The 19,411-nt window shown below is 43.6% G+C and carries 23 protein-coding genes; 8 read left to right on the top strand and 15 right to left on the bottom strand.

Annotated features, from left to right (window positions below; genetic code table 11):
- Window positions 1-131 precede the first annotated feature (131 nt).
- The 3 genes from NST38_RS05275 to NST38_RS05265 all read right to left on the bottom strand — a co-directional run bounded on the left by NST38_RS05275 (window position 132) and on the right by NST38_RS05265 (window position 3,190).
- Entirely contained in the window at window positions 132-1,022 is an 891-nt protein-coding gene (locus NST38_RS05275) for a hypothetical protein (protein ID WP_101314686.1), read from the bottom strand.
- A gap of 265 nt (window positions 1,023-1,287) precedes the next feature.
- A complete protein-coding gene (locus tag NST38_RS05270) occupies window positions 1,288-2,019 on the bottom strand; it encodes a nuclease-related domain-containing protein (RefSeq protein ID WP_017690394.1) in 732 nt (243 codons plus the stop codon).
- A 277-nt stretch (window positions 2,020-2,296) separates the two neighbouring features.
- Entirely contained in the window at window positions 2,297-3,190 is an 894-nt protein-coding gene (locus tag NST38_RS05265; protein ID WP_036606250.1) for an NAD(P)-dependent oxidoreductase, read from the bottom strand.
- 195 nt (window positions 3,191-3,385) lie between these two features.
- Between NST38_RS05265 and NST38_RS05260 the strand changes: the two genes are divergently transcribed.
- From NST38_RS05260 to NST38_RS05250, 3 genes are read left to right on the top strand one after another with little or no spacing between them, the layout of a single operon-like run.
- Window positions 3,386-4,507, top strand: coding sequence for a GerAB/ArcD/ProY family transporter (locus tag NST38_RS05260; RefSeq protein WP_341343847.1), 1,122 nt, complete (start codon window positions 3,386-3,388; stop codon window positions 4,505-4,507).
- Complete coding sequence (locus NST38_RS05255) at window positions 4,479-5,981, top strand: spore germination protein (RefSeq protein ID WP_341343846.1); 1,503 nt, start codon at window positions 4,479-4,481, stop codon at window positions 5,979-5,981. Before NST38_RS05260 ends, NST38_RS05255 begins: the two co-directional genes overlap by 29 nt.
- Window positions 5,978-7,141, top strand: a complete 1,164-nt coding sequence (locus tag NST38_RS05250; RefSeq protein ID WP_341343845.1) for a Ger(x)C family spore germination protein — start codon at window positions 5,978-5,980, stop codon at window positions 7,139-7,141. The genes NST38_RS05255 and NST38_RS05250 overlap by 4 nt, the downstream gene beginning before the upstream one ends.
- 90 nt (window positions 7,142-7,231) lie before the next feature.
- Here NST38_RS05250 and NST38_RS05245 read toward each other — a convergent pair whose 3' ends face one another.
- Entirely contained in the window at window positions 7,232-7,561 is a 330-nt protein-coding gene (locus tag NST38_RS05245; RefSeq protein WP_340027393.1) for a hypothetical protein, read from the bottom strand.
- Window positions 7,562-7,811: 250 nt separating this feature from the next.
- Here NST38_RS05245 and NST38_RS05240 point away from each other — a divergent pair, with 250 nt between their 5' ends.
- Window positions 7,812-8,348, top strand: a complete 537-nt coding sequence (locus NST38_RS05240; protein ID WP_341343844.1) for a hypothetical protein — start codon at window positions 7,812-7,814, stop codon at window positions 8,346-8,348.
- 103 nt (window positions 8,349-8,451) lie between these two features.
- Here NST38_RS05240 and NST38_RS05235 read toward each other — a convergent pair whose 3' ends face one another.
- Both NST38_RS05235 and NST38_RS05230 read right to left on the bottom strand, forming a co-directional pair.
- Entirely contained in the window at window positions 8,452-8,733 is a 282-nt protein-coding gene (locus tag NST38_RS05235; RefSeq protein ID WP_341343843.1) for a hypothetical protein, read from the bottom strand.
- Window positions 8,734-8,898: 165 nt separating this feature from the next.
- Complete coding sequence (locus NST38_RS05230) at window positions 8,899-10,197, bottom strand: galactokinase (protein WP_341343842.1); 1,299 nt, start codon at window positions 10,195-10,197, stop codon at window positions 8,899-8,901.
- A 276-nt stretch (window positions 10,198-10,473) separates the two neighbouring features.
- Here NST38_RS05230 and NST38_RS05225 point away from each other — a divergent pair, with 276 nt between their 5' ends.
- From NST38_RS05225 to NST38_RS05215, 3 genes are read left to right on the top strand one after another with little or no spacing between them, the layout of a single operon-like run.
- Complete coding sequence (locus NST38_RS05225; protein WP_341343841.1) at window positions 10,474-11,730, top strand: MFS transporter; 1,257 nt, start codon at window positions 10,474-10,476, stop codon at window positions 11,728-11,730.
- Between the two features lie 59 nt (window positions 11,731-11,789).
- Window positions 11,790-12,716 carry a DUF2268 domain-containing protein gene (locus NST38_RS05220; protein WP_341343840.1) on the top strand — a complete coding sequence of 309 codons (927 nt, stop codon included), beginning with the start codon at window positions 11,790-11,792 and terminating at the stop codon, window positions 12,714-12,716.
- A complete protein-coding gene (locus NST38_RS05215) occupies window positions 12,691-13,461 on the top strand; it encodes a MerR family transcriptional regulator (protein ID WP_341343839.1) in 771 nt (256 codons plus the stop codon). The genes NST38_RS05220 and NST38_RS05215 overlap by 26 nt, the downstream gene beginning before the upstream one ends.
- Here the strand turns inward: NST38_RS05215 and NST38_RS05210 are convergent.
- From NST38_RS05210 to NST38_RS05170, 9 genes are all read right to left on the bottom strand, one after another.
- Complete coding sequence (locus NST38_RS05210; protein WP_341343838.1) at window positions 13,419-13,706, bottom strand: hypothetical protein; 288 nt, start codon at window positions 13,704-13,706, stop codon at window positions 13,419-13,421. The genes NST38_RS05215 and NST38_RS05210 overlap by 43 nt on opposite strands.
- Window positions 13,690-14,016, bottom strand: a complete 327-nt coding sequence (locus NST38_RS05205) for a nucleoside triphosphate pyrophosphohydrolase (RefSeq protein ID WP_047841785.1) — start codon at window positions 14,014-14,016, stop codon at window positions 13,690-13,692. Before NST38_RS05205 ends, NST38_RS05210 begins: the two co-directional genes overlap by 17 nt.
- A gap of 227 nt (window positions 14,017-14,243) precedes the next feature.
- Entirely contained in the window at window positions 14,244-14,741 is a 498-nt protein-coding gene (locus NST38_RS05200; RefSeq protein WP_047841784.1) for a hypothetical protein, read from the bottom strand.
- A 49-nt stretch (window positions 14,742-14,790) separates the two neighbouring features.
- Entirely contained in the window at window positions 14,791-15,282 is a 492-nt protein-coding gene (locus tag NST38_RS05195) for a hypothetical protein (RefSeq protein ID WP_341343837.1), read from the bottom strand.
- 207 nt (window positions 15,283-15,489) lie between these two features.
- Window positions 15,490-16,125 (bottom strand): hypothetical protein, encoded by a 636-nt coding sequence (locus NST38_RS05190; RefSeq protein ID WP_341343836.1) that lies wholly within the window; start codon window positions 16,123-16,125, stop codon window positions 15,490-15,492.
- A gap of 203 nt (window positions 16,126-16,328) precedes the next feature.
- On the bottom strand, window positions 16,329-16,640 hold the full coding sequence (locus tag NST38_RS05185; RefSeq protein ID WP_047841781.1) for a hypothetical protein: 312 nt from the start codon (window positions 16,638-16,640) through the stop codon (window positions 16,329-16,331).
- Between the two features lie 12 nt (window positions 16,641-16,652).
- Entirely contained in the window at window positions 16,653-17,768 is a 1,116-nt protein-coding gene (locus NST38_RS05180) for a WXG100 family type VII secretion target (RefSeq protein WP_339285724.1), read from the bottom strand.
- Between the two features lie 160 nt (window positions 17,769-17,928).
- Window positions 17,929-18,108, bottom strand: coding sequence for a hypothetical protein (locus NST38_RS05175; RefSeq protein ID WP_341343835.1), 180 nt, complete (start codon window positions 18,106-18,108; stop codon window positions 17,929-17,931).
- A 238-nt stretch (window positions 18,109-18,346) separates the two neighbouring features.
- Complete coding sequence (locus tag NST38_RS05170) at window positions 18,347-18,766, bottom strand: HEPN domain-containing protein (RefSeq protein ID WP_341343834.1); 420 nt, start codon at window positions 18,764-18,766, stop codon at window positions 18,347-18,349.
- Between the two features lie 193 nt (window positions 18,767-18,959).
- Between NST38_RS05170 and NST38_RS05165 the strand changes: the two genes are divergently transcribed.
- Window positions 18,960-19,307: a helix-turn-helix domain-containing protein gene (locus NST38_RS05165; RefSeq protein ID WP_076332993.1), complete on the top strand. Its 348-nt coding sequence runs from the start codon at window positions 18,960-18,962 to the stop codon at window positions 19,305-19,307.
- The last annotated feature ends 104 nt before the right edge of the window (window positions 19,308-19,411 follow it).

Raw genomic sequence — 19,411 nt, 5'->3', positions numbered from 1 at the left:
AACATATCATACACCTATTGGAAAAAACCAGAAAAACCCTGACCCCGCTTCAATCGGTAGTCAGAGTTTGAAGGCATGTGATCCAGACATGTTACCGGGATGATCCAGATTAACTCTGGATCACGGCATTTTTATTCCCCGTAAATCTCTTTGATCCGTTCTTCCTCATTCGTAGACAACAGAACATTAAGCAACCCCATGGCATTATTGGCATCGGTTCTCGTCGTCTTGTACATCTCAGCAAACGCCGCTTCATCCTGCTCCGGGTCCATCGCAGCAAGCTTGCCCCATGACGTGCGTGCTTTGTCGTATAGCGTACTCAACGTAATGTCACGCGGATGCTGTGCAACAGGTGCCATGGATTCAAATTTCGCTGTGACCCTGAAGAAATCCTTGGAATCCTGGAACGATGTACTGCTATAATCCTTATTTTTCATCGCATCTTCAGTGATCAGTAGACCTTCACGGGCGATAAACAGTGTTTTCACCATGGCACGCTCCAGATTGGTTGCTTCTTCCCAAGTTATATAAGATTCGTCAGGTGCTTGTACGGTTGTGAAAAATGGAAAGGCATCATCAATTAACCGCTGCGAATCGGAATGAATCGGCACCCCTGCATTCATGTCCACAACGGCATCGCTATAATTGGCTACATTAATATTTTTGGAACCTGCCTCACTGACCCGACGCACCGGATAATCATTCAGAGGGACACGGATATAACCAAGTTTATCCGCATACTGCTGCTTCAACTCTTCCAATGTGGAGTCCTTTCCAATCTTGCCGTCGTCAGCTGAAGAAGCTTCTTCTGTAGCTGAACCTATCTCATCACTCCCATTCGAACCGGTTGCTGTGGTTTCTGTTACGGCAGCATTCGAGCTGCTTGTTTCTGATGAAGCAACTTCTGTACCGGAAGCAGACTCCGGCGATGACGTCTCTTTCGCTCCGCCACCACAAGCTGTCAGAATCGCTGCCAAACCAAGCATAACTGTGAACGTCTTTATCGTATAATTCCATTTCATCGTATAATCTTCCCCTATCGTATGTATATTCCTGAGAACCATTAACCTCTGCTCCAAGACTTGAACACTTACTTACAAAAATATCCTTTCATATAACATGCTTGATTCACACAATTGGATATGGTCTACATTCTATCATAAGTTAAAAACCGGTTGTATACGACGATATACCTGTGTCTAAAGCCTTTTACTAGGCGCGCATTAACTACCACCGCAACGCAAAAACACTGCCGCCCATATGGACAACAGTGTTTGTGAAGCGTAATTATTTGATCCCTTTAGCCTTCTCCATATGCTCTGACCGAATCTGAGGATCGGTGGAATTAACCGATGATAACAGAGCGTAGATCGCCTGGATATCTTTCTCTTGAAATACGGTTTCGGGAACCTCAGTCTCAAGTCGTTCCGTCTTGCGCTGAATCGTTTCCACCAATTCATGATCGTAGATGATCAGTTCATCCGAATTCACATACCTCACAGCAGGATCAACACTGATGCGGCATCGGTTGGTGAAGGTCACCATAGAGACGAGACGTACTCTTTTGTAGTCTCCAAGGTGTGCATGGATGGCTTCCACATGTGCACGATGCTGCATAAGTGGATTGTACATTTTGACCCGGCTGCTGCTGACCGACCAATTGGCCTCTCTTCTTCCACCGCGAATCTCACCTGTCGTCAGATTTCTGGTTTCGATCACAAAGATTGCCCGAGGGCCGATCACAACATGATCAATCTGCGAATAACCGGAGCGTGACTTCGGATTGGTAACGAGCAGGTCGTTCAGCACTTTATATTGACTTGGAAGACCTATCAGCTGATCTGCTGTACTAGGCTCCTCCGGCTGACGTGTCCAATCCCCTTCCGCTTTTTTCTTGCGCTTACTTCGGACCATACGCGGGGGAATGGTTGTCGTGGATGGTAACGCTGAAGCGGAGGCTGTAATCTGGTTCGCAAGCTCTGGTTGTGTCTTGAACAGAGACAGGATTTTCTTGAACATGGGCAAGCTCCGTTCTATTATAGTGTGGGTTACGGGTGACCATTACAGGAGGAATAACATCCTTTGACACATTCATTATGTAAACTTCTATTACTTATGTCGGATAAAGCGGGGTAAAAATAAAGGGAAAACGATCAAAATCTCTCCAAGACGTAAAGTACATATGAACATTTAACCAATTTCGTGACTTTAGACGCATAAATAAACCGCAAAATTGAAAAAAACAGCGCAACCCTTTCCTGAATAGAAAAAGAATACGCTGCTGTTCTCTTGGTTGTTAAGCCTGAAGATAATAGGTGTAGAGCACCTGAGTACCCTTCTCTTCCAGACCATTATTCGCTATTTCCTGATACAGAGATTCGGCCAAAGCCAACCCAGGCGTTTTCATGCCCATCGCTTTTGCAGACTCCAGTGCAATTCCCATATCTTTGATAAAATGTTTCACATAGAATCCAGGCTCATAATCGCCTGCGATCATGCGCGGACCGAGATTGCTGAGCGACCAGCTTCCGGCTGCACCGGTAGCAATGCTCTTCAGCACGGTCTCCGCGTCCAGACCAGACGTCTTGGCATAGGCAAGTGCTTCGCATACGCCCATCATGCCAGAGGCAATGGCAATCTGGTTGCACATTTTGGTATGCTGCCCGGCTCCCGCCTTGCCTTGCAACACAATGTTGGTGCCCATCTGCTCAAACAGCGGACGCACAGCTTCAAAGGCCTCCGAACTACCACCAACCATAATGGACAACTTCGCGTTCTGCGCTCCGATATCACCGCCCGATACAGGCGCGTCCAGTGCATGCAGTCCTTTGGCTTCCGCAGCTTCAAAGATTCGTGCAGCCAGTAACGGACTGGATGTTGTCATATCAATCAGATATGAACCCGGTTTGGCATTGGCTACGAGACCATCCTCACCGAGATAAATCTCCTCTACATCTTTCGGATACCCCACCATTGTGATGATGACATCACACGCGGCAGCCAGTTTGCCTGGTGTGTCATGCCATACGGCACCTTCCTTCACCAATGCTTCCGCTTTGGCAGCAGTTCGCGTGTACACATGCAGCGGATATCCCGCTTGCTGGATGTGCCCAGCCATGCTTTTACCCATCACGCCTGTACCAATAAAGCCAACTTTTGTCTCTCCAGGTGCCTTCGTTGTATTTGTCATCGCAGGTTTCCTCCCTATTTCTCTATGCTTCGCTCAGTGCTTGTCTTCGACATTCCTATATCTGTATGTTAAAGCTTTCTGCGTAGTCCGTCCATATCGCTTGCAGCTTTCTGTGAAAAAATCTGAAAAAGGAATCAACTTCCTGTATGCTGTACAACCTAACGGAAACTTCCTTCATTGGAAAGGAGGATTCGCATGAGTCGTGAAAAAGGTCAAATTACCATTTGGTTGTCCTTTTCCATCATTTTATTAAGTGCCGGACTGGTCTGCCATGTCTTGTCCATTCCAGGAATTCTCGAAGCAGCAGGCAGGGATGGATGGTTGTCTGTCGTAGCGGCTGGCCCTTTTTTCATGTTGTTTCTATGCATGATGTATATCATCATTCGGCGAGTACGTGGACAGCGATTAACAGATTGGATTACGCGAGAATTCGGGGCGGTCCCTTCCTGGATCTTCCGGATCTCCGCTTCTATTCTGCTATTCACGCTTGGCACGCATACGTTGTATGAGACAACCAACTGGACCGTATCCACGTATCTTCAATTCACACCTCCCTATGTTCTGGCAGGGGGCGGAGCACTGGTTGCTGCGTGGGCAGCGGCTAAAGGCATACGCTCCATTGCGATGACTTCCAGTCTGCTGCTGCCCTTTGTCATTTTGCTTGGTTATTTTGTAATGTCCGCCAATATGAAATATAAAGACTACAGTCTGTTGTTCCCGATTATGGAGAACGGTATGGGTCCCGTGTGGCGGGGCATGATCTACTCTCTTGCCGGGCTTATGGAAATCTGGATTCTTATGTTGTTCCAACATGAAGTAAAAGGCAAAATTCGTTGGTGGCATGTTCTGATCCTTGGCGTGTTTATGCTCAGTATGGCGATCGGTCCCACGATCGGAGCCATCGTGGAGTTTGGTCCTGAAGAAGCAGCCAAACAACGGAACAGTCCCTATGAGCAATGGAAACTTGTGAATATCGGCAAGCTGCTGCAACACGTTGATTTTTTGTCCATCTATCAGTGGCTTAGTGGTTCCTTTGCAAGGGTCGCCATATCCATGTATCTCATCGTGGATCTGCTGAATTTCCGCAGACCGAAGAAACGATATATCGCGATTCTCACCATTACCGTCATCATGAGCTTCATGGCGATGCAATGGTGGCGCATTGATTACGTGGATTATTATGTGGACCATATTCAGTTTCCGGTCATGCTCGCCTATGTATCCGTCGTTACCGTAATACTAACCATTGCCGCATTAATCCACAAAAAGGACAAGGAGGCTCCCAAACGTGCCGATCTCAACCCAACCCAAGAATAATCCTGACGTTGAACCGTTCCGAATGAACGAGCATAACCTGAATACCTTTTTTGCCGGATCTGATGATGTCATCATCAATAGTCATATGATCGGAGAACCTCCGATGCAACTCCTTATGACCTATTGCAGCGGTATGGTAGATAGTGAAGCGATCTACGATATTATTCTCCCTGAACTCAGACGAACATATGAAAATACACACTTTATCCGTACATCCGACATTGAAAAGTGCATCAGCCTGGATTGGACCCGAATGGATCTGCAAGATCCGGCATTTGGAACTGAACTGATGTCTCTCCGTGTTTTTGAAGGTCATATGTTAGTCTGTATACCATCCCTGCAAACCATGTGGAGTATTGATATATCTAACATCCCTACTCGGACACCGGAGGAATCGACCACCGAAGTTTCGATCCGCGGGGCAAGAGATGGATTCATTGAACCACTTGCCGTTAATGTTGCCTTGATACGCACCCGTCTGCGTACGAACCAACTGGCCTGTAATATCGAACTGATCGGTACACGTTCTGCAACCAAGGTGGCATTGATGTATATCAAGAATATCGCCAATCCGGAGCTAATCGAAGAAGTCCAGGATCGGTTGCGTAAGATTGAGACCGAACGCATCTTGACCGCCAATGAACTGGAAGAATTACTGTCGCCTTCGAAGATTACTTTGTTTCCCGTCACCCATTATACGGGCAGGCCTGACTTTGCTGCAGAATGTCTCCTGAATGGACGTTTTATCCTCATTGTCGACGGCAATCCCAGCGTCATCATTGGGCCAGTCAATCTGTTTCTTTTGCTCAAATCCCCGGAGGATGCCAGCTTTCCCTTCTTGCCTGTGAACGTAGGACGGATGCTGCGCTTTCTTGGCCTGATGATCACCGTGTTCCTGCCTGGCTTTTATATTGCGCTGACATCCTTTCATATGGATCAGATCCCCTTTCCTCTAGTCGCAACGATCTCGGTTGGACGCATGGGACTTCCGATGGAATCGGGAATGGAGATGTTTCTCATTATGCTGCTGATGGAGCTGTTCCGTGAGGCAGGGGTACGTTTGCCAAGTGCCATCGGCCAGACATTAACTGTCGTTGGAGGTCTGATTATCGGAGATTCCGCCATTCGAGCTGGCATGGTCTCTCCCCTCATGATTGTCATCATCGCAGTTACCGTCGTAGCTGGAGCAACCATTGTGAATCAGGTCATGACCAGTTCTGTACTGATCCTGCGGTTCCTTTGTTTTGTCCTGGGGGCATCCCTCGGCATCTATGGGTTCATCCTGTCGTTGATTATGTTCCTCATCTACCTGACCGATCTCAAATCATTTGGTATTCCATATCTCACGCCGTTAACACCGCTTCATTTCAAACAAGCGATAGCTTCATTATTCAAACTGCCAAAGGGGTTAGGTAAACGAAGACCCGTCTATCTCGAGACCCAGGAGCCCCGCAAGAAAGGGAACGAACGATGAAGCGTTTGTTACGGCGATATATGCTGGGTTTGTTAAGCCTATCGATGTGCGTGATGACGAGTGGGTGCTGGAGTGCCTTTGAGATTCAACAGGTAGACTACGCCAAAGCCTTTGGGATTGATTATAAGGACGGCATGTATCACCTGTATGTGCAAACGCTGGATTTTGCCAGTGTCGCCAAAAGTGAAAGTTCAACCAAAAGTGCAGATACACCGCCTGTATGGGTCGGACATGCCGAAGGGAAAACTATGAGTCTGGCGCTGAACGAACTGTTCCGTACGGCTCAATTACACATGGCTTGGGGGCATGTGACAGCCATTGTTATGGCGGAAGGTGTGCTGACCAGCAAACATATCAAAGAAGTGTTCGACATGCTGGGACGGTTCCCAGAATCCCGTTATACAACCTGGGTGTACGGAACACGAGAGCCTCTGGAGAAAATCCTAAGTGCAACGTCCATCTATAATATGTCGCCACTGGACAGCATTCTTCACAATCCACTTCCCACGTACATGGAAGAATCGTTGTACCCGCCTGTGCTTAGCTTTAAGCTCATTGCAACACATAATGATCCCGCTACCACGACGTATCTGCCAAGTATTGCATTGAACGATACTCAGTGGGCTGAGAATGAGAAGAAACATGATTTGTTTCTGGTGGAAGGGGCCTTTTTTGAAAAGACTGGCTATGACTTTGAATACTTTCCACGCAGTCAGCTTCCCGGTTATCATTGGTTAATCAAAGACATGCGGCGGGCTCCCTTGCTTGTGCAGAAAGATGGAACGATCTACGGGGCGCTCAGTGTAGGATTACCAAAGATCAAAATTAAACCTGTCATTCAGGGTGAAGACGTTACGTTCAACATTGATGCCCACTACCTCACCGCCCTGTACGAATACCTGGTGCCCACCTCTTATGAGGAGATGATCCAGATTAGTGAAGTGAAGTTGCGGGAGCAGATCATGCAGACCTATCGTCACGGCCTTGAGCGTGGTGTGGATATTTACGGTCTTCAGGAGAAGCTGTATCGCAAAAATCCAAAGCTCTGGCGTAAGTTATCAAACAACGGGAGCAAGATGATGCTTACGGAAGACTCGATTAAGGATCTGAAAATCCATCTCACCATCCCGTATACAGGGAAATATAAAAGGAAAGTGTAGCCAGAACGCGAAACACCCCTTGTCCGGTATGCAGCCGGATAAGGGGTGTTTGTGTTTTTTACTTGTTGATAAGAAAAAATCCATTTTTCTTTAAAAACCAAATGTTAATCCTAAGTATTCGACTATGCTCCATGAAGCAGGCCAAAGCAATGGTACATGAACAACCCAGTAAGGGGCTTTGAATCTTCCGTTCTCGTAACTAATCCCACAATAGAAAATTGCAAATAATACGCCCAAAGGATATGTAAAAAGAATTTCACCTAATATATCACGGGAAGTATCGTATGTATGCGGAAACGGTGCAGCTAGAGACATACCTAGTCCGAAAAGAGCTATAGGCCAAATTAACAAACTAATTCCATACAAAACTAAAAATAACAATAAATAATTGAACAACTTCTCATTCTTCCTCTTACTCATGTACCCTCCCGATTTCCTGATCGTATCGTTCAGCTTAATATCTTTATCAGAAGATTTTACAGTATATATATGGAAATATAAATACTTCGTTCCTTATTGATTATTGAAAAGGCCTCCAACCATTGGCCTTAATACTCCTATAGGAATTAAAAATCCTTTATGTTAGTCACTACTCTTCGATTTATTTACATGCATAATTACCAATTTACGGCTCATACTACCATAAGTAAATTATCGAAGGAGTGACAGCATGAGGTTAAAAAGTATCATCGCCGTTGGAGCCGTGTTAACCTGCTCATCTCTGTTATGGGGCTGTGGTAATGGCACTGCGAATAATGCATCCCAGCAACAGAATGACACCGTTCGATCAGAGAGTTGGAGCGATCCCAAACGACTGGAAGCTTCCCATCTTGAGGCGCTTGAACGTATGGAGAAAGATCATATCCACCGAATGGTCTCGCTTAGCGCAAGTACAGATGGAGACAAAGTGATGACCACACTTGAACGGTCGAGCCAAAAGTTGGAGGAAATGCGCCCGCTCGCCGAAATGCTCCAACATGAAGGACATCCGGCATTATTACAGCGAATTCAAGACATGTCCGGTGATATCCAAGGTTCCAAATCCGTCATTGCTGAGATGAAAAAATTGCCTCAGGACGGTAAAATTAAGATTCAGTCTGAGAATTCCGATTCCTTGCATCACATCAGCAGCTTCCGCGATTACCACCAATATATTCAGGGACAAGTGCAATCTTTAGACGATAAATCTACGCAAATGTCCCACTAAGCCTAAAGATAGTTCAGAGAATCGTTACAGTCGGAATACGATAATCCGATGGTTAACGGTTCTTTTTATTAACTTCATATTGTTATCCCTCTTCTTTACAGCTTCATTCCACCCATAACGACACCCAGATAAACACGCTAAATAACAAGACCGGCGTAAGTGCTCCTGTGGCTAATATGATCCAAAGTGTCGCGGGCTTGATCTTTTGGCAGTATGTATCAACCTTGCGCATCCGATCTTTACGCCACTTGGCGAACCTGAGCTGTCTGACCATCCGACTCAGAACTTTTTGCCGCTGCTCACCCTCTTCGAATTCATCGATCGCACGCCGCAACTCCTCGTATAATTGAGCCTCTTCCTGACCAGCCACTGTAGGTGTAATCATCTGATCCTTCCTCCCATGAGTACATTATTGAGATATAGCCACTACTTAAATAACACATTACAGACCTTCAAAGTTTGAAGTTTTAAAAAAAAATGGACAATCCAAAAAGCCCGGGCATAGCCCGGACTTCGTTGAATCATGTTAGAACTATTTATCTGAGTGCTTTTAGCCTGCGTTAGCGATTAATGCATTCAGACATACTGCACCCTGTGCGCGCACATTAACGACAATAATCGGTGTGTCCAACATGTCGTGCATCCAAGACATATACTCTTCTACTTTTTCGTTCGGAAGGATCGTCAGAATAACCCCTGCGAATCCACCACCATGAATACGACAAGCGCCATCACCCAGGTTTTGCAGATAATTCTCGGTCAGTGCCAGCGCGATGCCAATCTCTTGTTCCTTCACAGCACCACTCTGATATACATTCTGCAACCACTTCCATGACGAGTTACCAGACGCCGTAATCAGTTTCAAGAAATCAGCAAAACGTCCATCACGCAACGCCTGAACCTGACCATCGACACGATTGTTTTCCTCCAGGAAATGAAGCGCACGCAGCACGGCACGATCCCCAGCAGCTTCACGAACCTTCTTGAGGTTGGCATAGATGGCGTCAGCAGTAATTTCCCGAACATACTCACTGCCCAACGCCTGAGCAACCGCTCTCATCTCATATGGCACAGCAGCATAATCTTCCGTCAGATCAGCGTGGTTACCACCTGTATTCACAATGACCAATGAGTAACCGTTCTGTTGGAAATCCCATTGAACAGGCTCGATAACCGGCTGTGCAGGATTCTCAAAATCAATGGCAATCAGTCCGCCGTACGCACAAGCCATCTGATCCAGCAGACCGGAAGGTTTGTTCCAATAGTGATTCTCCGCATACTGACCTATTTTGGCCAAGGTCACAACATCCAGTGCTCCATCGTTATAGAAATGATTCAAAATCGTACAGATCAGCATCTCGAATGACGCCGAGGAACTCACCCCAGATGCCGAAAACACGTTACTTGAGAGGTACGCCTGGAAGCCGCCTACCTTATATCCGAATTCTCCAAATCCCGCAGCCATACCGCGAATCAATGCTGTTGTGCCATCGTCTTCCGTATTTGGCTTAAGATTCGTGAGATCGATTACATATTTCTTGTCATAACCTTCTGAGTAAAACGTAATAACGGAATCCGCAGTTGGTGCTGCCACTGCAATCGTATCCAGCGTGATGCTGCCCGCCAGCACTTTACCATGGTTATGATCCGTATGATTGCCGCCAATCTCGCTGCGTCCTGCTGCGCTGAACAACTTGCTTCCCTCTTGCGGGCTGAAGTACTCTTCAAACGTTGCGTTCAGCTTTGTGTAACGTGCAGTCTGTTCTTCTACTTGTGATTGTCCATACATTTGGGCAAGCAACGCTTGGCCCTCCGTGGATTGGATCAGATTCAATGGTTGTGTCGTCATTAATAATCCTCCTATGGATATGCAGCTTTTATTTTTAGACTGTTGGTGAACATGGTTGTTGTGTCTGTTTCATGCCTTATTCCTCTCCCATTATCTCAGCTTCGTAGCGGAAAAGGTAGGGTAGAATTGAAAGTTTGTAAGCGTTTTGTGAAGTTATTTGTTGTAAAAATAGGATTGAAAACCATTTTAGAATAACTTAAATTTGGTTTAAGTAAACACACATTATCTTCCAATCTTAAATTTGCTATGCTTTACATCTTATTGATGGAGGGAACGATGAAAATCAAATCGAACTATACCAAGTTATTTGGTGCATTTTCGCTTACATTTTTGGGTGATGGACTTACACTCGCTGCGGTTCCTTGGCTCATATCAACCCTTACAAGCAATACACTGTATGCTTCTGTCACCATGACGGCACTTCGTTTACCCTGGCTACTATTCAGTCTTCCTGTAGGTGTCCTCATCGACCGTTACTCACGCAAACATATGCTGATTGGGGCAGGCTTTACGCGAATGATCCTTCTGCTTGGACTGACGTTATGCATCTGGGGAGGATGGGTGAGCATTCCGATTCTAGCTCTGTTCATGTTTGGGATTGGCCTGAGCCGAGTTGTATTCGACAGTACGGTGCAGACGGTCATCCCACAACTTGTAGATCAAAGTAAATTGGAGAAAGCGAATGGGCAGTTCACCGCCGGACAGTTAATCACAAGTGATATTCTGGGCGTTGCTCTGGGAGGGTTTATCATAACCCTGCATATTGTATTTCCTTTTGCCATAGACGCCGTAACGGCTGTAGTTGCTCTGCTTTTTTTAATCAGTTTGAAGGGAAACTTCTACCCCGGGGATACGGAAACAACCAAGAAGGAAGTTCGCCCGATGAAGAATTGGAAACGTGAGATGTGGTCCGGTATTCAATATGTCTATCATGATCGTTTTCTCCGCGGATTAGCCATTCTGTCTGTCACCGTTACGCTGATGTATTCGATCATTCTGGCTACTCAGATTTTCTTTGTACGAGATGTGCTTCAGTTGGATGCTTTTGCATTTGGTATCCTCATCTCCATTGCAACAATCGGCAGCATTGTAGGGAGCCAGGCTGTTGCTTATATGCGTAAGAGATGGAGTACAAAACAATTGATTATTTCCTCCATTTTGTGCATGGGAATGATCTACGGTGTGGTGGGTCTTTCTACAAATGCGTATATGGTAGGCGGCCTGTACTTCTGTGCTGCATTTTTCATTATTGTCTACAATGTTACCCGTTCCTCCATCCTGCAACGTTCCGTTCCTAATGAGATGCTTGGCCGGGTCGGAAGTGTGTTTCGCTTTTTGTCCTTTGGGATCAGTGCCATTGGTACGCTTCTTGGCGGATTATTGGTGAGGGTTAGTGAAACGACTTTCGATCGCGTATTCTCGCTGCAACTCCCTTATCTCTTGTTAAGCCTGATCTATATCCTGTCTGCTCTGATATTCGCAATGAAGATGCAGAATCATTCTGAGAGCCAGCAGCGTAACATCAACGCTTGACTGTTACGTTAGGTCATACTTGATAATGATCTCAAGCTTACATGAAGGAGAGATTAAGGATGAAGATTACCGCGTTACGTTCAGATCAAATCTATGAGGAGATCATGCAAGCTGCACCTGATGAGAAATTGGAGTTATACCGCGAACGAATGATGAGTCCATTCATGAACAAATGGAACATTCAACAGATCCCGTTTCGCTCTCAAGAGCCTCACGGCTTCGATGTGATCATGATGAATAACTTTATGAATATCGCTCCAGCAGATATCACACCTGAGATTAACGAATCGTTAGCAGCGATTTCGTCTGAGGCATTTTGGCAACAGTGTCATGAAGCTGTTCGTACGAGTCTATCCACCTTTACAGATCATGGGATTGAGCTATCGGTCTCCGAATATCTATACACGATTTTATTAGGCGACAAGAACAGTCCATCACTCACCATGAACGAAGGCATCAGCGGAGATGGTGGAATCCCGGGTTATATTATTGCGAACCTGATCCCCAATAGGTATACTCTACCTCGTATGCAATCCGTGTTAGCCCATGAATGCAATCATAACGTAAGGTATCAATATATCCAGTGGAATCCACAGATTACGCTTGGGGAAATGGTTGTTAGTGAGGGGCTGGCCGAGAGCTTTGCGACATCCCTGTATGGAGAAGAGTTGCTAGGCCCCTGGGTAGCTAAAACGGATATGGAGACTTTGAATAAAGTAATCAAACCGAAGATGAAAGACCAGCTGCATGTCACCGGTTTTGACCAAATTAATCCGTATCTATACGGCGATGAACTTGCCATCATGCAAAACTTCACGCCCGTAGGTATGCCCTATGCGGCTGGCTATTCTTGCGGTTATCACTTAATCCAATATTATCTGAACAAAACAGGTACACCGATTACCCAAGCAACCATCACTCCGGCAAGTGTCATTCTTGCGGAAACAAAGGAATTTTGGAATGAAGACACCCTATTTCACCGTTAAAGATATCATTCAGATTACTGGCATCACCAAACGCGCATTACATTATTATGATAAAACGGATCTATTGAAACCGAGCAAAGTCGAGGACAACGGCTATCGCTATTATGATCAAGAGGCACTGGGGAATCTGCAGATGATTCTCTTGTTCAAAGAAATGAATTTCTCATTAAAAGACATTGCAGCCATGATGCAACTCTCCAAAGACGAACAGAAAGAAATCCTGAGAGAGCACCGCAGTACACTCGTTCAACGAAAACAAAAGCTCGAAACCATCATCGACCAGTTGGACGAGTATGTGGATGGAACGGATATCTCTCATCTTAATCTGTTTGATGACTCTTCCATTCTGTCTATTCAAGAGCAATATGAATCCGAGGCAAAGTTTGTCTATGGAGACACCGAGAAATATCAGGAATTCGAAGCTAATGTGAGCGAGCTGTCTGCGGAAGAGCAAGAAATAGCCTACCAGCAGTTCTCGGTCAACGTAGAGCAGGTATTTCGGGAATTGGCGAAACATCAGGATCTGTCCCCTGCTTCTGGTGAGGTACAAGCGTTAGTGCGTAAATGGAAGAGTTGTCTGGAGCAGTTTATGGTCTGTGATATTGAGATTCTGAGGTGTATTGCTGAAGCCTATACGACGGATCGTCGCTATGCGGGTTATTTTGATCAGTTTGACGATGAGAATTTTTTGAGGTTTTTGTATCAAGCGATTATGGTTTCTATACAATCGGCATCGAACAGATAAGCTTTCGGGTGAAAAGAAGTACCCATACTTCGCCACAAACGTGTCTCAATTCGTGGATCAACCTCACAGAGCGCCCGTAGTCCTTCCGGCTGAGTGATATACAAATAATCTCCCGCGAGCATCCGCACCCCGGACTGCATGATAAAGGACGTCATAATATAGATCCCGGATGCATGCTGCATCCGGGCAATCAGTTCGTCTGCCAAGTTATCTATAATGAGTTTAACGTTAAGCTTCGTCGACATCGATCAGATACACCCGTTCCTGGAATCCACCGCGCGCCTCGGCTTTGTCTGCCCGTAGCTTATCCAGCTGCCCCGCATTCGCACCATGCACCTCCGCCAGCGCCCGAATCACTTCGAGCATGTCTGCCAATTCTTCCAGCGCTTCCTGATCGCTTGCTGCTTTTACATACTCATCCGATTCTTCTTGCAGCTTCGTTCTTAACTCTTGCTTATACTCCTCCGGGTCCAGAATGCGTGTGCGGCATTCCTTACCGCTGGATGTGATAATATGCGGAATCTTGTCCCGCACCAATTTGTTGTATGTAGGCATGTGGTATAACATCCTTTCTGCTGTGAGAGCCTTCGAGCCTCGCGCCAGAATCTCCCTTTTTGCCATCATACCACTTGCTATTGGGAGGGATGGGTTGATTTTACAAAGCAATTGGATTGGAATGAGGAGATAGAAATAACCCATTTCAACTCGTATTCGAGTTGAAATGGGCTTTCTGCCATTATTAATGTCTATTTTTCTGCATCAAACTCTGGTTCAGAAGGGTTTTAAGCCAACAGTTTCGAGACAATAACATTCGTATCCATCATTTCTTTATCAATCTCGACCAAGCAAGTGTCATCATCCATAGCTGGTTCATAACCGATTCTAACTTTTTCAATTGCATACTTCTTCTTAATATCAAGAATATACTCTATTAACTTCTGAGCATTTAACGTTGTCTCTGAATTTTCTCCGCTGAACAACTCCTCTTCAGGAAAATTCATAACGATATCTCCAAATTCCTCATCGAATGAAAATACAATCATCACGTCGTTATAGGTATGACCTAGGTTAAGCTGAGAAAATAATATATTCCCCGTTCCCTTAGGAGAAAGAATCTCTTCAAGGCTCTCTATTTGCTGAAATTCAATATCGTTTTCACTACGGTTATCATAAAAGTGAGAACTTTTGATCCGATCCACCTGAATGTTCAAATCATTTTTAATGAATCGATCTAGATTGTTTTTGTTAAAATCAATTAAAATAATTTCTAAACTTTCCATAGCCAAACCTTCTTACATCATATAATTCTTTCATTCTATCCTAATGTTTTTAATTCGGTATTGTAGGTTGATATTGTTGTTTATGTTTCAAGTCGAACCATTGCTCAATATGATTATATAACAATGGAATGTCCTGGATGGCTTGCTCACAGATTTCTTTATATGAATCTTGAAGCACTTCTTCAAGTTCCAAATTCACCTGATATGCCTCAGTTTGTTTAGCATAGTGTACATCCGCCGGCTCAATAACGTAATTTTGGTTATTGGTTAACGGACTAACATGGATCATCCACTCAAGGTTGCCCTTAAAGTGCTGAATACAAGGCTTTAATTGCTCGTAAAGCTGATCAGAGTTGTGGAATCTAAAATAAAAACCTGCAGGATTCTCATAGATCCTATTCGGATTATACATCTCTGTTCTATTCCATTCATACGAACCTAATTTGGCCAAGGTATAAGCCATAAGTTCCGGTGCAAGCACCTCTTCTTTGTTCTTCATATAAATACTTTTTGACATCATGCCACCCACTTGAGAGTCCATTTATTCATTTGTTGAAAACTATGTTTTCCTGATTACTTTCAATGATCTTATTCTTGCTTACCTGCCAGCACATTTTTATTCTCCATCATGATTAACAATAAAAAAAATTCCTGTTACATCTGAAAAAGTAACCATCTCAAAAAGTTTCTTCTTAAAAACAAAGATGATATTCTTTAAGGTCTGCCCCATATCCACTCACCATATCTGTTATGAGGCAAAGTAATTACTCACGATCTCTGTTAATTCATCATTTCCAAGCTCGATGTTGGTCAAGTAGTATATAAAGAATTCATTGATATGTTCTTCTTGAAACAAACTCAAATATTGAAATGTAGCCAATAACATGTCGTCCTGTGAGTAACGATTTTCTTCCAGCCTCTTTTTGGCAACCTGGATCATGTCGTTCGTAAACGTGTCACACTTCGTCCTGATTAACGTATTTAAGACAAAGTAAATCTCTTCCTCTTTGTTACTCTCCAGAATATCTTTGATTTCGGTATCATCTAACTCTTCAAGATATAATCTAGCCTTAGATTGATTAAACGCCCGTAGAGCCTTGGGTTCATCATTGTAAAACTCTTCCCAAAATGTCATGTATGCAATCTCTCTTGGCAATCTGGCTGATGATTGATTAGGCTTATCTAAGATAGTCCAGTCACCATTTAACTTATCTGAAACTACATTAAATAGTGACGAATCATAAGGAACAACCCGCATAGCATCATTTTCAATCCTGTAATACGTATCTCCTGAAGGAGCAGACTCTATTTCAAATACGATATATTTTTGATCAAATGATAAATTGGTTTGTAATGCTAATGTATCTTTAAGCTGAACTCTCATCATCTCACTCCAATTATGTTAAAGTCACCATCTATATCTATGATCCAATACAAATCATCTTCGTCTGCCCTAAGCTTCTTGGGCTTGGATACTTTCAACTGAAGGGATGGGGTGATTTTGTAAAGTAGTCGATTGGATTGAGGAGATAAAAATAGCCCATGACTACTCCGTATAGGAGTTGAAATAGGCTTATGTTTTTAACATTATTCTTCAATGGATTGAATCGCATATTCTATATCCTGCTCCATATCCAGATCAGGATACTTCTTTTGCAGTTGAATGAGACAATCTATAAATGCTGGACTTTGGAATTCAGAAGATAGATCTTCAAATATCTCACTCAGCCAATATAAATTTTCTTCTCCGCATTGATTTAGAAATGATATGGCGCTCTGCTCATTCTCTTTTAGAATGTCTACCATCTCATTCCATATCGTTTGAATAGCTGGATCGTCGGGGTGTAAATCTTTTCTCTTCTTTACTAATGAGATAACTTTTTCACTGTAGTCTACCAAGTTTTACTCTCCTCACGGTTGTCTTGAGTTATCTGGAGTAATCGTTCCGATCTGTCCATCGTTCTTGATCACTCCTACTCTAACGTTATTATAGTTTCCAAACATCCATTCACCGTCACCCTTAACTCTATTCTCAGGCAGATTTGCTACATGCTCACCTGACTTTTTGATATCTTCCGATGTCCATTCCTTAGGGAACCATGCTTGGCCCTCTCCACTTCGCTTTGCTTTATTTTTGTGATTAGGTATATTACCAACTCGTACACCGTTTTCATATTCTTTAGTAATGTTAAATGCGATCTTATTTTTAAGTAAGTAATTAATATTATCTTGACCGTGACCACCATTGATCAATCTATTTTTAGAATTAAAATCTCCAAGTGAAGCATGGTGAATTCTCTCATTACTTACTGTAATTCTTCCACCGATCATACCTTTTGGGAATCCTAATCCTTCTTTCGGAACCTTATAACCCCTATTATACATTCCAGTAAAAGCCAATACGAGCTTAGCAGTCTGTAGACCTCCTATAGAAACTGCTGCTTGCCATGCTGGTATGGATTCTCCAGTTACGGGATGATGACCTTCCTTAAATGCGCTGATCTGTTCATCATATATATCCCCACCACTTGACACAGGTTGCTTCGGTCCAGCTCTCATTTCTTCATAACTGCCACCATTTTCCCAATACTTAACAAACTCTTTTTGCCCTGGCATCCCATCCTCCGCTTCACTGGCAGGCATGTTAACTCTAAACAAAGGATTGTATACCATTCGTATTTCGTTCTCTATGTTACCTGTATTGTGGTTCATCATTTTATGGGCAGCAACCTGCCCGGCAATGGCCCCCAAGCTCACCTGTTCCTGATCCGCTTGTTCGAATCTCTCGGCAATCGACATTAGATCCTGAGAGGACTTCACCATACTTTCCAGTGCTCGATCCAGTATAAAACGTGACTGCTGAAAATCATAAAAAAATCGTTCTTGCGTTGCTCCCGCCCACTGAGACTGGATGAATCCGATCCTTGCAGTCAGGTCATTACGTATACCTTCCAACTGCTGCCTGCCCTGCTCGATCTGTTTAGATACATGCAGCAGCTCCTCCGGTGTTACTTTAATTGTACTCATATCATTCTCCGCGTTTGAAATAGGATTTTACCATGTTAGCAGAAGCTTGATGTATATACATCCTTCTAACATCCTGATTTTTCCTTTCTCACCATAACAATATTTCCAACAACGTACTTCATAGGTCCTAATTCAAAGGAAATCTTCTTAATCTCTTTATTTAATAGAAAACAATCCATAAACACACCAATGGGCACAAAGTCAACAATGCCGCTGTCAAACTGATCTGTCCCGCGACTCGTCCTCCGGTAAACTCTTGCCGTGAAAAGAACATCCAGATCGAGAGGTACGCAGCGAATAGCGGGAATGTAATCATCTCTCTAAACGTACTCGGTTCCATATACCCATTCATCATACTTTTACCAATTAGGATTAAAGTGACCAATTCCAATATAGATAATATAAAAAACGCGATAGCAATCACTCTTTTCAAAATGTACACCTACTTTCCAGATGCAAAGCAAAGAGCTTCCTTTGTTTTCTCTGCATCATATATCCTTTATTTGGATGATGTCATCTTGTAAGCGTAACACAGATAAATCAAACATTTAACCCATATGATCAATAAAAAAAACATCTTACTCTGATGAATCATCCTTCAATCGAGTGGTTAACTCGTCCAATATCTCTTCTGTTCGTTGAAGAAGCTTTTCGATGTTGTTCAGTTCTATTGGCTGGTCATGTGGGTAATCTGCTAGGGATGACATATGTTGCATCGTACCGATGAACAAGGCAATATCCAATCCGGGTTCAGTGTCCGTATGCACTAAAGGCAAGATTACGTTCATGGTGAGTTCCTTGGGTGGATGAACTGAATGATACTTATGGATATAAAGCGCCTTGATCATGGAGGCTAGAGCCCAATCGCAGAGAATCAGGCAGGCTTTGAACTGATTGTGATTATGCATAATTGCAGCAAGTTTGATGTGATACTGGGAAAGTCGTTGATATTCAAATTCATCATTCTGCCGATTCGTGTAGGAGTAAGCGTGATTCAAGGTAATCAACTCCTCAATATTTTAGTTTAGAATCCACACTACATTTGAACACTCTGCATAATTTTTTAAAACTTTTGGGCAAGATACAAACAAATATTACTACATAGTAGTTTTAAATACAAATTACTTATTATCTATCGGTTAATTAACGATGATTCTTTCTCTACACTTCTAATTAAAGAGAGGTGTTCATATGTCCGAACTTTTAGAATTAGTGGGCGCGAGAATAAGAGATCTAAGAAAATCTAGAGATCTGTCTCAAGAAGCATTAGCTGAAAATGCGGGGTTTAATCCAAGTTACATTGGTTTTATTGAACGAGCAGAACGAAATATATCTTTAAAAAATCTTGAAAAGATTGCTGCCGCTTTAGATGTCGGTGTATATGAACTGTTTACATACGTTAAGGAGCGTGAAGATCTCTCGCAGGATGATTCCAATATTACTAAGATCATTTCTCTATTAAGAACCCATGAACCTAAGCACATTTTAATGGTGCTTAATATAATTACTGAGATCTTCGATACTTATGATAAAAACTAAAATAACGAGGAGCACGCCGATCGTACACGACCGGAATGTTACCTCGTTATTTTCATTATTCCTTCATCTTTTATTCACGTAATTACGTACTATATTTACTTTAT

Source organism: Paenibacillus sp. FSL H8-0104 (genome assembly GCF_038050215.1).
Classification (GTDB): Bacteria; Bacillota; Bacilli; order Paenibacillales; family Paenibacillaceae; genus Paenibacillus; species Paenibacillus amylolyticus.
Note: the sequence above shows the minus strand (reverse complement) of the source record. Positions and strands in the feature narration are given on the sequence as shown.